We start from the raw sequence: 15,827 nt of genomic DNA on the forward strand, positions 1-15,827 counted from the left end.
TTCGCGGTTTGCAACTTTTCTCCCGATGAATTGTAATAAAGGTCACCGGACGAGTAGCGGTTTATCACTACTTTTGCACCGATTTACGACTATGACAAAAACAGAAGAAATCAAAAAGGAAATTACCATCCTATTTGCCGGAGATTCCGGGGATGGTATGCAGTTGACCGGGAACCAATTGGCCAACACCAATGCGTGGTTCGGTAACGACCTGGCCACTTTTCCAAATTACCCTGCAGAAATCCGCGCTCCAATTGGAACGGTTGCCGGAGTATCGGGTTATCAAATGAAATTTGGTAGCATTGATGTATTCACTCCTGGAGATTTGTGTGATGTATTGGTTGCTATGAACGTTGCCGGATTGGTAGCGAACAAACATAAAATTGCCGAAAACGGAGTCATTCTCATCAACACAGATGGATTTGACAAAAAGAACCAAAAATTAGCTGGTCAAGAGAGTAATCCCCTGGAGGATGGATCTCTTTCCGACTATCAGGTGATTACCATGCCAGTTACCACCCTAACTCGTGAAGCCCTGAAAGAATCAGGCTTATCCAGAAAGGTGGTTGACCGAAGCAAAAACATGTTTGTGCTGGGTTTTGTGTACTGGATGTTTAACCGTTCTTTGGATCAAACATTGGGCTTTATCCATCAAAAGTTTGCCAGCAAACCCGAGATTGCAGAAGCCAATATCCAAGTTTTGAAAGCGGGTTATCACTACGGTGAGACGACCGAAACTTTCACCTCTCGATTCAACGTAGAGCGGGCCAACATGCCGAAAGGCACCTACCGTGCGGTAATGGGAAACCAAGCTGCAGCATTGGGATTGATCGCTGCTTCTAAAAAGGCAAATCTGGATCTTTTCTATGGATCTTATCCCATTACACCTGCTTCCGACATTCTGCACGAATTAGCAAAGCATAAAAAATACGGCGTAAAAACCTTTCAAGCCGAAGACGAGATTGCTGCTGTTACCGCTTGTATCGGAGCATCCTTCGGCGGAGCTCTGGCTGCTACAGGTTCATCCGGGCCTGGAATTGCCATCAAAGGAGAAGCCTTGGGACTGGCTGTTATGCTGGAATTGCCGTTGGTTATCATCAACGTTCAACGTGGTGGCCCCTCAACAGGACTTCCTACCAAAACGGAACAGTCTGACTTGATGCAAGCCTTGTTTGGACGGAATGGTGAGGCTCAAACGGTGGTAGTAGCTCCGCAAACGCCTAAAGATTGTTTTGACGCAGTGTATGAAGGTTGTCGGATTGCCGTGGAGCATATGGTTCCTGTCATGGTACTCAGCGATGGTTATGTCGCCAACGGCTCTGAACCATGGGCCTTCCCAACAGCTGATCAATTGCCAAGCATTACGGCCAAATTTCCCAATCCGGAAGACTTTACCGAAGAGACTTACTACCCCTACAAACGCGACGAAAACCTCGTTCGCCAATGGGCCATTCCAGGTATGAAAGGATTGGAACACCGGGTAGGTGGTTTGGAAAAAGAAGATTTGACCGGAAACGTTTCGTACGATCCGGATAACCATGAGCACATGGTAAAAACCAGAGCCGCCAAGATTGATAAAATTGCCGAAGACATTCCCCTTCAAACCATTGATCAGGGAGCTGAATCTGGTAAAATTTTAATCCTGAGTTGGGGTTCTCCTTATGGAGCCGTTAAATCGGCTGTTCGCGATCTTCTTTTGGAAGGCTATGAAGTAAGTCATGCCCAATTGCGTTACCTGAATCCATTCCCCAAAAATCTGGGCGAAATTCTGGAACGTTTTGATCAAGTGTTGATTCCAGAAATCAACGATGGTCAGTTGGATATTTTGATTCGAAACAAGTTTTTGATCCCGTCCATTCGATTGTGCAAAATCAAAGGACTCCCCTTTACAGCTAAGGAAATCAAAGACAAGGTTCGGGAAATCTACGAAGACTAATTATGGAAAACTCCACAATAAAAAATACATTAACAGCTAAGGATTTCGCCACCGATCAAGATGTGAGATGGTGTCCTGGTTGCGGGGATTATTCCATCCTCAAACAAGTTCAATCGGTATTGGCTGAATTGGGCAAAAATCGTGAAGAAACCGTATTTATTTCCGGTATCGGATGCTCAAGTCGCTTTCCATACTACATGGAAACCTATGGTATGCACTCGATTCATGGACGTGCCACAGCTATTGCTTCCGGACTTAAGGCTACAAATCCCGAATTGGATGTTTGGATCATCACCGGCGACGGTGACTCCCTATCCATTGGAGGTAACCACCTGATCCATTTGTTGAGAAGAAACTTCGATGTTAATATTCTTCTGTTCAACAATGAAATTTACGGCTTGACAAAAGGGCAGTATTCGCCCACTTCCCGTGAAGGAAAAATCACGAAATCCAGTCCGTTAGGTGCACTGGACCATGCCTTCAATCCTCTGGCCTTGGCCCTGGGAGCTGATGCCACCTTTGTAGCGCGTACCATGGATCGTGATCCTCGCCATTTGAAAGACATTCTCAAAAGAGCTGAGAGCCATCGTGGTTCTTCATTGGTAGAGATTTATCAGAATTGCAATGTATTTAACGACGGAGCTTTCTTCACCTTTACCGATAAAGACACCAAACCGGAAATGGCCCTCTTCCTCGAACAAGGGAAGCCATTGATCTTCGGAGCCAATAACGACAAAGGAATTCGCTTAAACGGATTTTCACCTGAAGTAGTGAGTTTAGGTTCGGATTATTCGGCTGATGACCTATGGATTCATGATGAAAAAGATCCCTTTAAAGCTCATTTGCTTAGCCGAATGTTTGACGATCCAAGAGATGAGCGCGCCATGCCTCGTCCATTTGGAATCTTTTTCACCGCAGATCGCTTGTGTTATGAAGAAGCTATGCAGCTTCAAATCAACCAGGCTATCGAACAACAAGGTGAAGGTGATTTGGATGAATTGCTGGCCGGAAACAACACTTGGAAAATCGAGTAATCCGAGGTCGAGGCTTTCGTCGAATTTTTATGCTGCTAAACTAACCTCAACTTCAACACACCAACGCATGTGCGCTTAAACGTGTTCTTTTGAAGTGAGAGACGATGCGAAGAAACCAAGACTATTCTTCCATTCCATTTTTTTGAAAAAAGGCATTTAAGTATTCGGTATATTTGAATAAGACATCAAAACCATGAAGAAGCTATTTTCCTATATCCTGTTCGGATCCAGTCTTCTGCCCCTTTCATTATCGGGCCAGGAGTTGATAGGAACTGTTGCCAGCTCAACGATCGATACAAATGGATATTCCATTAGTTGGACCGTGGGGGAAATAATGACCCTAACCGATACTTCGGGCAATTTTACATTTACGCAGGGATTACATCAAGCTGGATTTACCATTGTATCCATTGATCGTATTGGAGAGCCCAGTGCTGGCCAATTCAGAATCTATCCCAACCCTTTCCAACATGAGTTGAATCTTGTTCCTCAGGATTTTGAGGAAGAGTCGTTTACAGCCACCCTTACAGACATGACGGGTAAGGTTCTTCACCGATTTGACCTGATCAATGACAAAAACACCTTAGAATTTCCACCATTAGCTGATGCACAATATTTGCTTTTGATTCGTTCCGAATCCGGAAGATACCAAGAGCATTTTAAAGTTATTAAGTCCCAATAAATCCTTGCGATGAAAAAAATACTTCCTTTCCTAATTATGCTACTGAGCCTGCAGGCTTTCTCCCAGGCTCCTGACTTGTTTAGTTATCAAGCAGTAGTAAGAAACTCTGACGGAGATGTTGTACCCAACAAAACTGTCAATTTCCAATTCACCATTTTTGAGAATCACTCGGGTGGCGTAGATGTGTATGTGGAAACACAAACGGCAACTACCAATGGCTACGGTTTAGTAAGCTTGAGAATCGGTGAAGGAACCGTTGTATCCGGAGATTTCAGCACGGTAAAATGGGGCCAATTTGAACACGTATTGAAAGTAGAGGTTGATCCGGACGGAGGCACCAATTACACGGTGTTGAGCAATTCTCAACTGGTCTCTGTGCCATACGCATTGTATGCAGCCACATCGGATAATCCAAACGATCATGACCAGGATTCAACCAATGAGATTCAAACGCTATCCTTCAACAACGATATTATTGAATTGTCCAAAAACGGCGGACAAGTAGATCTATCCACCTATGCCCTTCGCCTGGATACCCTCGAAGGAGATGTAGATACCTTGAACATGGATTTGGATTCGCTCGAAGCGGATTTCAACGACTTAGTAATCCAACGCAGAAATGACTCCCTCATTTTTGCCACCATTTTGCAACAAATTGTAATCAAGCAAGTAGCCGATTCATTAACCCTGGCTACGAAAATCAGATTGGACTCCGTGGTTCATGCCACTCGGATTGTAGCCGTGAGCACTGCTCTCACCACAAAAATTCAAGCTGACTCCTTGGTTCTTTCCGCAAGCATTGCAGCTACATCCAATGCGCTTTTGGCCAAAATTCAAGCTGACTCGTTGGTTCATTCTGCCAACGTTGCGACTACTTCGGCCACCCTATTAGCGAAAATCAGAGCCGATTCCATTGTACAGACCACGCACTTGGCGGATACTGCTTCTGTTCTCCGCGGATTGATTAACTCCGGTGGTGCAACGGATCACGACCGTGATAGCACGAATGAAATTCAAACGATCTCCTCGTCTAACGATACTATATACCTTTCCAAAAATGGTGGATTTGTGGTAAATAACTCCGGCGTTTGGGGCGAAAGCGGAAGCGATATTTATTATGCCGCAGGCAACGTTGCCATCGGTGGATCTGCTCCTTCTCATCAGTTGCACGTATTGGATACGACCAATCAAACCAGTACAACTAATCAAGGTTATGGAGTATTGGTTCAATCTCAAATTACCAACTCAGCCAACACAGAATATGCTGGCATAGGCGCCACCATAGTGGGTACCGATGGTGTGAATCGCGGTGTTCAAGGGGTGTCTGCCGGAAACTCTTCAGGCCACAACGTAGGGGTTTTAGGTTATGCCACCGATGCCGACACCAACATTGCGGTGCAAGCGGTAGCGGAAAGCTCAGGAGCCTCTGATGCGAACATTGGTATTTCCTATTCTGTTGAGAATGGAGGATCAAACTTCGGTATGATTGGAACTTTAGTCTCAGGCTCAGGAATTGCCACGCAAAACATTGGGATCTACAACCAGGTAACTGCCAATAACGGTCCTGCTATCGGTATTTATAATTTACAGGAAGGGAGTCAGAGAGCCATTGGTATTCAATCGGATGCTCGGAGCACTAATACGAATACGGCCATTATAGCCAATACCTACTCCACTGCTGGAAATACATTCGAACAACATGGTGTATTTGGTCAAGCTCGTCCCCAATTTGGTACTGGTGGAAGTGGAAACCACTACGGTGTTTACGGTTATGCCGAAGGAGGAGGAAGTGGGGCTAGTCAAACCTTGAGTTCAGGCCTTTTTGGCGAGGCCAACAGTGGATCTACTTCTTCTAATAGCGACAACCGAGGTGTAACCGGTATTGCCGAATCATCTACTACTCTAAGAAATGAAGGGGTAGCGGGTTTTGCAGAAGTAACTAACTCGGCCTTTAGCAATGGTTTCAATGCAGGTTTAAGTGGATTCTCAAGAGGTCATAGTACGCTTAACTATGGTGTGGTAGGACAGGCCTATGGGACAGTGGCTGATCGAAACTATGGATCGGCCGGATTTGCCTACGGTGTTGCAACCGGTGGTGGAAAATGGAATGTTGGATCCTACGGCTATGCCTGGGGTGCTGATACCAATATTGCCTTGTACGGTTATGCAGCCGACGATTTCGCCCACCCCAACATCGGTGTTTATTCTCGAGTAAATACCAGTACCGGTAGCTTAGCAGGATACTTCATCGGAAACGTGACCATCACAGGAAACTTGTCTATTACCGGTTCAATCAGTAAAGGTTCTGGTACCTTTAAGATTGATCACCCAGAAGATCCAGAGAACAAATTCTTGGTGCACAGTTTTGTGGAAAGTCCTGATATGATGAACATCTACAACGGAAACATTGTAACTGATGCTCAAGGATATGCTACTGTTACCCTACCAGACTACTTTGATGGCAACAACATTGAATACCGTTACCAATTGACTCCCATTGGTCAGTTTGCTCAGTGTATTGTAAAAGAGGAAATTTCGGGCAATCAGTTCATCATTCAAACGGATCAGCCTAATGTCAAAGTTAGCTGGCAGGTTACCGGAATTCGTAACGATCCATACGCACAGCAAAATCGTATTGTTCCTGTTCAGGACAAGAATGCTGAGGAGCGTGGAAAATACTTACATCCTGAGGCTTATGGTCAGCCTGCAACCAAGGCAATGTACCAGCCTTTGAAGCAGGACAAAACGATTGAAGAAATCAAACAACAGTCGGAAGGTACTCGTGGTGTATCTGAAAAGGTGTTGGAAAACAGCGAGTCTCCCGCTAATCGATAAGCAGGAGACCTCGCCGGATTTTATTCTGCGCGATCCATTAGATCCAACAGGAAGGCATATTCCTGTGCAATTTCTTTCAACGATTCAAATCGTCCGCTTGCTCCACTGTGGCCAAAATCCATTTCGGTTTGAAGCAGGAGAATGTTGTTATCCGTTTTTAACTCCCTGAGTTTAGCTACCCATTTGGCAGGTTCCCAGTATTGAACTTGAGAATCGTGTAGCCCTGTAGTTACCAAAATGTTTGGATAATCCTTGGCTTCTACCTGGTCATAGGGAGAATAGGACTTGATGTAGTTGTAGTATTCCGGATCATTGGGGTTTCCCCATTCGTCATACTCACCTGTTGTCAATGGAATAGATTCGTCCAGCATGGTGGTTACTACATCCACAAAAGGCACGGCAGCCACCATCCCCTTAAACAAATCAGGGCGCTCATTCATAACCGCCCCCATAAGCAAACCACCGGCACTTCCGCCCATGGCAAAAAGTTGCTCCTTACTGGTATATCCTTTTTGGATAAGACTTTCGGCAACATCGATAAAATCGAAGAAAGTATTTTTCTTTTTGAGAAGCTTCCCGTCCTCGTACCAGGATCTGCCCAGAGTTTCACTCCCTCGAATGTGGGCAATGGCAAATACCACTCCTCTATCCAATAGAGATAGTCTTACGGAAGAGAAATAAGGATCGATGCTGTGTCCGTAGCTTCCGTATCCGTACAAAAGTAAAGGGGCTGCACCTTGATCCATGGCGCCCTTTCGATAAACCAATGAAACCGGCACTTTAACTCCATCACGAACTTCTAATTGTAAACGCTCACTCTGGTAGTTCGCCACATCAAATTCACCAAGAACCTCTTGCTGCTTCAACACCTCCATATTCCGACTCTCAAAATCGTATTCCATAATGGAAGACGGAGTGGTCATGGAAGTATAGCTAATTCTCAATTTTTGAGCGGCAAACTCATAATTATTGACGCAGTATGCCTGGTAAGCTTCTTCTCCAAATTGGAGGTATTCATCTCGTGAGCCATCCAAGGTCATCACTCGGATGTTAACGATTCCCTGAATGCGTTCTTCTAATATCAGGTAGTTTTCAAACAGCTCGATATCCTCCAGCAACACATCCTCACGGTGCGGAATAACCTCTACCCATTCTTCTTTGCTGGTGACGCCAACCGGCACCTCCATCAATCGGAAATTTTTGGCTTTCCAATTCGTGAGTACGTAAAACTTATCTCCAATGTGACCGACACCATATTCGAGGTCATCTTCCCTCGGTTGAATTATGGTAAAGTCCTGAAAAGGATGATCCGCATCCAGGTATCGATATTCCGTAGAAAGCGTACTTGAGGTTCCAATTAAAATGTACTTCTTGGACTTCGACTTGTAGACAAAGCAATTGAAGGTAGCATCTTCTTCCTCAAAAACCTTTACATCCTCAGCCGGATTAGATTCAAAGGCATGGCGCCAAACCTGATAAGGACGAAGAGTCTCGTCTTTTCTTGAGTAAAAAATGTGGCCATTATCATTGGCCCAAGCCACATCGCCACTGGTATTTTCGATTCGTTCATCGAGTAATTCACCCGTCTCCAAATTTTTGAAACGGATGGTATAGATTCTCCGGCTCAGGGTATCCTCACCGAAGGCCAATATCTTCTTGTTTGGACTGAGGGCCAGGCCAACAACCTGATAGTACTCATAGTCCTTGGCCAGCTCATTTACGTTGAGCAATATCTCTTCCGGAGCATCCAGGCTTCCCTCCTTTCGGCAATAGATGGGATACTCCAACCCTTCTTCGTACCGCGAATAATACCACCAACCATCTGATTGGTAAGGAACCGACATGTCCGTTTCCTTAATCCGGCCTTTCATCTCCTCAAAAAGGGATTGACGAAAGTCTTTCAGGTCAGCCATAACCTCTTCGGTATGGGCATTCTCCCGCCGGAGGTAATCCAGTACTTCTTCGTTTTCTCTTTCTCGCAGCCAGTAGTAATCATCGGTTCTTAGGTCACCGTGTTTTTCCAACTGCTCCGGTCTTTTTTCAGCCACTCCGGAAAAGGGCAAATTCTTCATCTTCATGCTCTAAGGGGTCTTAGATTTTGCCGTCTTTGGCCATTTGGGCATATGTTTTTGCGAAGTAGGTCAAAATAACCTGGGCTCCTGCACGTCGGATGGACAGTAACATTTCAGGCATCACCTTATCAAAATCCAACCAACCATTTTGTGCAGCCGCAATTAACATGGCACACTCACCACTCACGTTGTAAGCAGCAATGGGAATATCGTAGTTCTCGTTCAACATGTGAATGATGTCCAGATAAGGCAAAGCCGGCTTCACCATCAGATAATCCGCTCCTTCGGCATAATCAAGATCTGCTTCAAGCAGGGCCTCTCTTTTGTTTGCCGGATCCATCTGATAAGTCTTTTTATCCCCTTTTTTGGGTGCCGAATCCAGGGCATCACGGAAGGGGCCGTAGAAACCGGACGCATACTTGGCGGTGTAAGCCATAATGCCACGATCGGTATATCCGTTGCTGTCCAACATTTCCCGCAAGTACCCCACTCGACCATCCATCATATCCGATGGCCCAATGATATCTGCTCCGGCCTGAACCTGAGCCAAAGCCATTTCCGCCAAGATGGGAAGGGTTTCATCGTTTACGATATCATCTCCTACCACCAATCCGTCGTGACCATCGCTGGAATAGGGATCCATGGCTACATCGGTAATGAGGCAAACATCCTTGCCAAATCGCTTTTTGATTTCGGTAAAAGCCTTTAGGTAAAAGTTATCCGGGTGACCACCGTAGGTCGCTCTTGAATCTTTGAGTTCTTCCTGAACCGCAGGGAACAAAATGAAACTTCCAATTCCCAGCTCGAGGCAGGAATCAATTTCCTTGAGCAGTTCATCCGTAGACAGGCGAAAATTTCCTGGCATGGATTTCACCTCATCCCTAATTCCCTTTCCATCGACCATAAATAGAGGTTGAACCAAATTTTCCAGAGATAATCTGGTTTCTCTCAAGTGACCTCGGGTTAGAGGCGTCATGCGATTTCTTCTTGGTCTTCTGTGCATTGTTTTGTTCTTTACTTAGGTTCTGAATTGAGTTAGGGAGGTTCTCCACTAACCCTTCAAAATTAGGCCAAAAGTAGCGCCAACGGCTCAATGGTAGCGGGGAATCTTTATTCAAAAAATAAGAAACGTTAAAGCGGGATTATTCTGCTCCGATATGCCTGCCGATTCCCCGAGGAATTGTTTACTTCGTAGCACCATTGATAAGGAGTTTATGGGAAATAAAATCAGTAGCGTTTGTGTATTCTGTGCCTCAGGAGAAGGCAACAACCCCATTTACAAAAAGTCTGCCCGAGAAGCAGGTAAAGCCATTGCCCAGCGTGGCATGGAATTGATTTATGGCGGAGGTAAAGTTGGCCTTATGGGTGCCGTGGCAGACGGTGCTATGGAAGCCGGAGGAAAAGTGACCGGAATTATTCCTGAATTCATGATTCCTCATGAGGTTGGACACACTGGAATTACCGATCTTCTAACGGTTTCTTCCATGCATGAGCGAAAATTGGAAATGCATGAGCGTTCTGACGCTGTACTTACCCTTCCCGGAGGATTTGGAACCTTTGAAGAACTCTTTGAAATCGTCACCTGGATTCAATTGGGGCTCTACGCCAAGCCAGTTGCCCTTTTAAACGTCAATGGATATTATGATTTACTCGGCCAACAATTGGACTTAATGGCGAAGGAAGGTCTGCTACGTGATAAGCATCGCCCCTTAATTCATTTGTGCTCCAACCTGGACGAAGTATTTGACCATTTTGAAACCTACTTGCCCGGAGATTCCATCTTTAAAATCCTGGAAGAACAAACCTAAACCTTTGATTGCCTTGAACAAGGCTCCAAAAAAAGAACTATTTTTTAGCTAATTTGCAAGCCATACATCATGCACATGCTTTATATCACCTGGGACATTGACCCTGAAATCATCTCCTCTCCAATAGCGATTCGGTACTACGGCCTTTTGTTTGCCAGTGCCTTCCTATCCGGATATTTTGTTCTCAACCGCATGTTCCGCAATGAGCAAGTGAATAAGGAATGGTTGGATAGCGTATTGATGTATGTGATTATTGGCGCGGTGGCCGGAGCTCGCATCGGGCATTGCGTTTTTTACGACTGGGCTTACTTTCAGAATCATCTTCTGGAAATATTTCTACCTGTCCAATTTGAGCCCGAGTTTCGATTCACTGGATTCTTGGGCCTTGCCAGTCATGGTGCGGCAATCGGAATAATATTGGCCCTTTGGCTGTGGTCTCGCAAGGTGAGCAAAAAGTCCATCATCTGGATTCTCGACCGTGTGGTAATTACCGTTGCCCTTGGTGGATTTTTCATTCGAATGGGTAACCTGATGAATTCTGAAATCATTGGCCAACCTACGGACTTGCCATGGGGATTCATTTTTAAGCAAGTTGACGACCTTCCACGGCATCCCAGCCAGTTGTATGAAGCCTTGAGTTATATCACCATTTTCCTGGTACTTAACTTCCTTTACTGGAAGAAAAAATGGGGCGAACGCTCCGGTGCCATCTTTGGATTATTCCTGATTTTACTGTTTGCTGCACGTTTTCTCATTGAGTTTGTCAAAGAGAATCAAGTGGCCTTTGAAGACGGGCTATATTTCAATATGGGACAATTATTAAGTATTCCTTTTATTTTTGGTGGTATCTATTTCCTAATACGAGCCAAAAAAACATAACCCTAATTATGAAAAAACCTCTCAGCATCGCGTTCCTACTTCTGATTGCAGCGATACCTACTTTCGCTCAGCTATCAAAAGAAGATTACCGACCATTGGAATGCAAAGGGGAAATTCCTGAAGTTTTTCTCCGCCTCTCCAGTGAAATTTCTAAAGAAATAAACGAACAGAACCAATACGCCACCGAAAGCAAAAGGGTCAGAAAACAAACCGAGAATTTTTATGAGATGAGCAATTTCATGCTCGATCAAATTCTCCTAAGCGGTGACATCTTGTTTGGTGCTACCCTTACCCGATACTTCAACAAGATTGGGAAAGAACTCATGAAGGACAACCCTGAACTACAAAAAAAGGTCACCTTCTTCACTTTCAAATCTCCTCACGTAAATGCCTTTGCCACAGACCAGGGATACATCTTCGTAAATGTTGGCTTGCTGGCTCAGGTATCGAATGAAACGGAATTGGCTTTCGTACTCTCACACGAATTGGTTCACTACCGCGAACAGCACAACATTCAGGAATTTTTGGAAACGGACCTGATCAAAAAAGGAAAAGGAAAATACCGTTACACCAGCACCTCCGATCGTGTTAACTCCTACTACCAATATTCCCGCGAATTGGAGACTGAAGCGGATAAGGAAGGCCTTAAAATGCTGGCCAACACCAATTACAACATTAAGAAGGCCAAAGGCCTGTTTGATGTTTTGCTTTACTCCTACCTACCTTTCGACGAAGAAGAATTTGACCGTGGATTCTTAGGTAATTCCTCCTTCGAGTTTCCAGAAAAGTACTTTTTGGACAGTGTAAAAAGCATTAGTGCTCGTGATGATGTGAGTGACGAATTAAGCACCCACCCCAACATCCGCAAGCGACGCGACGCCGCTCTAAAACGATTCAAAAAACTTCAGAAAAGCTCGAAAGGAAAAAGCACTTACCTTACCAGCAAAGAAGAATTCAGATACGTTCGCGACATTGCCCGTTTTGAAATTATTCGTCAAAACCTGCTGATGCACCGCTACGACAGAGCCATTTACAACTGCTTCCTGATGAAGGAAGACTACCCCAATAACAAATGGCTGGATAAGTGTTTGATTCAAGCTCTATCCGGAGCTCTGGCTTACAAGGAACAAAACAAATCATCGGAGGCGATGTCTTACTACAAAAAAGTAGAAGGCTACTCCCAGGATGTATCCTACTTCCTGCGCAAAATCAAAAAGAAGGAATTGGCCATTACGACCACCGCCAAGGCCTACGAAATTTACCAGAAGTACCCAGACGATAAGTACCTGGCTAAGTATGCTGAGGACTTAATGTATCACCTGATCTCATTCTACGAATTGTCTTTGGAAGACTTTACCCGGGACAAGGAAGATGAAAGTGAGGACGAAGATGGGGACGATGAAGAATCGGCTTCTGCTGAATCGGAGGACGATGAAGATGAGGATGAAGACGACGATGAGGAACTGAGTAAATACGACAAAATCAAAAAGAAGAAGAGCGAGGACAAAGAAGCCATGTCTGACGACGAGAAGTATTACTACCTCAATGCCTTCCGTTCTTTCTTCAAGGATCCTGACTTCGAAATCATGTTTGAAAAGGCCTATTCACGGTACCAGAAAAATACGGACATCAGCGAATCGGAAAGAGCTCGTATGACGAAACAAGCCAAGAAGCGGGAAAAGATGATTGCCAAGAAAGGGGAAGCCTTAGGCATTGACGAGTTGGTGGTGGTTGATCCTACCTACCTCGTGATTGATGACCGGGGTTCAAACAGCAAGGTCAATTACGCTCAGTCAGAAGGCAAGAAGCAAGACTTGAAAGACAAAATCTCCGACATATCGAGCGACATTGAACTTAAGACTACCCTACTTGACCCTAAGGTGTTTGATTACTCTCAAACGAAAGAATTTAACGCCTTGATGAAAATGAAAGAATGGATTAGTGAGATGTCCTCCCATGAAGTAGACTCCGTTAACTCCATCCTGCTGGAAGAACTGAACCAGGTTTCTAATTCCTTTAACACGCCTTATGTCGCGGTTCCGGCCTGCTACAATTTCACCATCAACGAAAACAAAGGAAAGTACATCTGGCCGATGTTTTTTGTAGTAACGATCCCCTGGGCGATCTACAAAATGGTGACGCCAACGGAAGGAACCTACATTCGATTCTATGTACTCGATTTGAAATCGGGCAACAGCGTATTTGATGAGGAATACGTATTTCTCCATCGAGACAGCGACGCCAATGTCAATAGCTGCCTCTACGATAGTATGTCCCAAATTAAACGTCGATAATCATGAACAGATCTATTCAAACAATAATTGGGTTGGCTGTTCTGGTATTGATGGCTAACCATACGGCCTCGGCACAAAGCCCCTATGGTTACAAAGGGAAAAAGCTTTTTCTCAACTACGATCTATCTGGATCATTGAGTATTTTGAGAATGACCGAAAGTGGTGAAAATGCATTTCCGGCATTGAACCTGTTTCACAATGTTTCGCTGTCGATGGTTACGAACAAAACCACGGCATTGGGATTAAACTACAAGTATTACAGCGACGTTGCTTCGGTTACGGATGGTGCTAATATTGGCCCTTTCAGTTCTGGCCCTTTAAGTAGCAGCGATTTTTTAGCTCATGAGCGGTTTACGACCAATGAGATTGGCGTGCACATCACTTGGTACACTTCCGATCTTAACGCTCCTTTGGGACGTTACGTGAGTATGGGATTAGGCTTGGGTATGTCCAACTTCCCTGAAACATTTCGGGTGTCTACTTACCAGGAGGACTACCTAAAAGGACTAAATGAAACAAGTTCTGGAGTTCCTAACCCAGATGATGTTTTCATTTTCTACGACAACGCCCGACCTATTATTTCTCCAATTTTCCGCACCACCCTGGGTGGTCAGCAGCTGTTTTTTGATCGCTTCTTTTTGAATGCAGCAATGGAATTTGGACTGAATTTGGGAATTATTGGAGCCGCCCTTAGTTCAAACGGCGACCCCATTGAACCGATACTCGTTGGCAGTGGTAACATTGATCAGGAAACCTTAAATCAAAATACTCGAGCAGCTGTTCAACAACGTGTTTTCATGAAGAACCTGCTTAACTTCAAAATTGGTGGGGGAATCCTATTGTTTTAAGCCGTGGTGATTGTGAAAAGAGCTTTTGTACTATTTCTTTTTAGTTTCCTTGTCACCACCTTTGCCTTTGCCCAATCCCCTTACGGATATAAAGGGAAACGTACTTACCTAACAGGAGATTTGACCGGTAGCCTTCGGGTTTTGGCTCACAATGAGGAGGGAAAACTCTTCAGTCCGCCGGTAAACGTTATGCCGGAGATATCGCTTCGTCATGTCTACAACAAGCGCAATGAATTAGGCCTGAGTGTTAAACTGTACAATGACGTTGCTACCATGACCTACAATGGAACGGCTTGGTGGAGTTATAGCGATTATTCTTTTGAGGAAGATTCGCTGGACAAACAGGCATTTCGAACTACGGATATTTCAGTGGAACACTTCTGGTACCGATCAGGCACTAATGCTCCCCTGGGGAAATACTTTGGAATAGGTATTGGCGCTGCTTTTTCGTCGTTTAATGATTCCATCCACATCCGTAGCACAGACCCTCAATTTGGTTTTAATAATGGACCCAACTTAAGTGACACGACTTTTCAGTTAACCGGTCCAGTCGTATCTCCGATGTTGCGTTTCCACTTTGGAAACCGCCAGCTGCTGAGCAATCGAATCTTTATACAATACGGAATGTCTATTGGCCTGAATCTGGCCTACATTGGAGACGCTCTGGTGTATGATAGCTTGATCAATTTGGTAGGCCTTGAATTGTCGAAAAATACCGATGAAACGGATCCGACCCGTTACGAGAACATGGCCAAGAAGAGCATTCAGAGCCGCGTATTCTATAAGAACCTGCTCAACTTTAAGTTGGGGGTAGGAATCCTGCTTTTTTAGGCCTTAGAAGCCGAGCCCAATCCCAAAATTGAAATCCATAATCAAGGCATTGTCTTTGAATTGATCATGACCGATTTGATAGGCCGGCCCTACGTTGATATCAATAAATCCCTTTTGCCCGATGTCAAATTGCCATCCATAGAGTAAGGAAATCTGAGAGTGAACGGCATGAATCATGTTGTCGGTATCGAAGTAGTTTCTCCGTTGGGTTTGAATCCAATTGTATTCGGTTGAAATATACCCACCAGTCATTAAAGGCCGTCCTGCTTTCTTGGCCAAATGATAAAACCGTCCGCTCAATTCAAAACCAGAATGGAACGCTGGTGTATAGGTAGATGACATCTCTGTAGCTCCAAACAGGATGCCTCCTTGAACCGAAAAACTTCTGTTTAAAGACCGCTCGTAGCTCAAGTCCACAACCAGGTTGGTCAGTCCATTTGTGCTTGTTCCAAAGGCAAAGCCCAAATCATTGATGTTGAACTTAACGTTTTGCTTGTTTGAAGTAGGTAAATCGCCTGGCTCAGAAACTTCCTGACCGAAGCCGTAACCGACCATGAGAAAAATGAAAAGGGTAATGGCTGCTTGTTTCATAAGTTGGATTTTGAGGT

12 protein-coding genes are annotated in these 15,827 nt (G+C 44.7%); 9 read left to right on the top strand and 3 right to left on the bottom strand.

Annotation, left to right across the window (positions count from 1 at the left end):
• Positions 1 to 91 precede the first annotated feature (91 nt).
• The 4 genes from KFE98_04080 to KFE98_04095 all read left to right on the top strand — a co-directional run bounded on the left by KFE98_04080 (position 92) and on the right by KFE98_04095 (position 6,487).
• A complete protein-coding gene (locus KFE98_04080) occupies positions 92 to 1,936 on the top strand; it encodes a 2-oxoacid:acceptor oxidoreductase subunit alpha (GenBank protein ID UTW63345.1) in 1,845 nt (614 codons plus the stop codon).
• A 2-nt stretch (positions 1,937 to 1,938) separates the two neighbouring features.
• Positions 1,939 to 2,970 carry a 2-oxoacid:ferredoxin oxidoreductase subunit beta gene (locus tag KFE98_04085; GenBank protein ID UTW63346.1) on the top strand — a complete coding sequence of 344 codons (1,032 nt, stop codon included), beginning with the start codon at positions 1,939 to 1,941 and terminating at the stop codon, positions 2,968 to 2,970.
• A 193-nt stretch (positions 2,971 to 3,163) separates the two neighbouring features.
• Positions 3,164 to 3,652, top strand: coding sequence for a T9SS type A sorting domain-containing protein (locus tag KFE98_04090; GenBank protein UTW63347.1), 489 nt, complete (start codon positions 3,164 to 3,166; stop codon positions 3,650 to 3,652).
• A 9-nt stretch (positions 3,653 to 3,661) separates the two neighbouring features.
• On the top strand, positions 3,662 to 6,487 hold the full coding sequence (locus tag KFE98_04095; GenBank protein UTW63348.1) for a hypothetical protein: 2,826 nt from the start codon (positions 3,662 to 3,664) through the stop codon (positions 6,485 to 6,487).
• Positions 6,488 to 6,507: 20 nt separating this feature from the next.
• On the opposite strand, the gene KFE98_04100 is transcribed toward KFE98_04095, so the two are convergent.
• The gene (locus KFE98_04100; protein UTW63349.1) at positions 6,508 to 8,565 is read right to left on the bottom strand and encodes a S9 family peptidase; all 2,058 of its coding nucleotides are present in this window, start codon (positions 8,563 to 8,565) and stop codon (positions 6,508 to 6,510) included.
• A gap of 13 nt (positions 8,566 to 8,578) precedes the next feature.
• Positions 8,579 to 9,562, bottom strand: a complete 984-nt coding sequence (hemB, locus tag KFE98_04105) for a porphobilinogen synthase (protein ID UTW63350.1) — start codon at positions 9,560 to 9,562, stop codon at positions 8,579 to 8,581.
• 211 nt (positions 9,563 to 9,773) lie between these two features.
• On the opposite strand from hemB, the gene KFE98_04110 reads away from it, so the two are divergent.
• The 5 genes from KFE98_04110 (at position 9,774) to KFE98_04130 (ending at position 15,219) form a co-directional block, all read left to right on the top strand.
• Positions 9,774 to 10,367 (top strand): TIGR00730 family Rossman fold protein, encoded by a 594-nt coding sequence (locus KFE98_04110; GenBank protein UTW63351.1) that lies wholly within the window; start codon positions 9,774 to 9,776, stop codon positions 10,365 to 10,367.
• Between the two features lie 69 nt (positions 10,368 to 10,436).
• A complete protein-coding gene (gene lgt / locus KFE98_04115; GenBank protein UTW63352.1) occupies positions 10,437 to 11,246 on the top strand; it encodes a prolipoprotein diacylglyceryl transferase in 810 nt (269 codons plus the stop codon).
• Between the two features lie 8 nt (positions 11,247 to 11,254).
• Positions 11,255 to 13,540, top strand: a complete 2,286-nt coding sequence (locus tag KFE98_04120) for a M48 family metallopeptidase (protein ID UTW63353.1) — start codon at positions 11,255 to 11,257, stop codon at positions 13,538 to 13,540.
• A gap of 2 nt (positions 13,541 to 13,542) precedes the next feature.
• The gene (locus tag KFE98_04125) at positions 13,543 to 14,388 is read left to right on the top strand and encodes a hypothetical protein (GenBank protein ID UTW63354.1); all 846 of its coding nucleotides are present in this window, start codon (positions 13,543 to 13,545) and stop codon (positions 14,386 to 14,388) included.
• A 12-nt stretch (positions 14,389 to 14,400) separates the two neighbouring features.
• Positions 14,401 to 15,219: a hypothetical protein gene (locus tag KFE98_04130; protein UTW63355.1), complete on the top strand. Its 819-nt coding sequence runs from the start codon at positions 14,401 to 14,403 to the stop codon at positions 15,217 to 15,219.
• A gap of 3 nt (positions 15,220 to 15,222) precedes the next feature.
• On the opposite strand, the gene KFE98_04135 is transcribed toward KFE98_04130, so the two are convergent.
• Positions 15,223 to 15,810: a hypothetical protein gene (locus KFE98_04135; protein ID UTW63356.1), complete on the bottom strand. Its 588-nt coding sequence runs from the start codon at positions 15,808 to 15,810 to the stop codon at positions 15,223 to 15,225.
• Positions 15,811 to 15,827: the final 17 nt, after the last annotated feature.

The sequence above is a fragment of the bacterium SCSIO 12741 genome (genome assembly GCA_024398055.1).
GTDB lineage: Bacteria > Bacteroidota > Bacteroidia > Flavobacteriales_G > Salibacteraceae > SCSIO-12741.

Excerpts from the sequence above, each read along its gene's own strand:
- KFE98_04080 (UTW63345.1), top strand. The coding sequence starts at position 92 with ATGACAAAAACAGAAGAAATCAAAAAGGAAATTACCATCCTATTTGCC.
- KFE98_04085 (UTW63346.1), top strand. The coding sequence starts at position 1,939 with ATGGAAAACTCCACAATAAAAAATACATTAACAGCTAAGGATTTCGCC.
- KFE98_04090 (UTW63347.1), top strand. The coding sequence starts at position 3,164 with ATGAAGAAGCTATTTTCCTATATCCTGTTCGGATCCAGTCTTCTGCCC.
- KFE98_04095 (UTW63348.1), top strand. The coding sequence starts at position 3,662 with ATGAAAAAAATACTTCCTTTCCTAATTATGCTACTGAGCCTGCAGGCT.
- KFE98_04100 (UTW63349.1), bottom strand. The coding sequence starts at position 8,565 with ATGAAGATGAAGAATTTGCCCTTTTCCGGAGTGGCTGAAAAAAGACCG.
- hemB (UTW63350.1), bottom strand. The coding sequence starts at position 9,562 with ATGCACAGAAGACCAAGAAGAAATCGCATGACGCCTCTAACCCGAGGT.
- KFE98_04110 (UTW63351.1), top strand. The coding sequence starts at position 9,774 with ATGGGAAATAAAATCAGTAGCGTTTGTGTATTCTGTGCCTCAGGAGAA.
- lgt (UTW63352.1), top strand. The coding sequence starts at position 10,437 with ATGCACATGCTTTATATCACCTGGGACATTGACCCTGAAATCATCTCC.
- KFE98_04120 (UTW63353.1), top strand. The coding sequence starts at position 11,255 with ATGAAAAAACCTCTCAGCATCGCGTTCCTACTTCTGATTGCAGCGATA.
- KFE98_04125 (UTW63354.1), top strand. The coding sequence starts at position 13,543 with ATGAACAGATCTATTCAAACAATAATTGGGTTGGCTGTTCTGGTATTG.
- KFE98_04135 (UTW63356.1), bottom strand. The coding sequence starts at position 15,810 with ATGAAACAAGCAGCCATTACCCTTTTCATTTTTCTCATGGTCGGTTAC.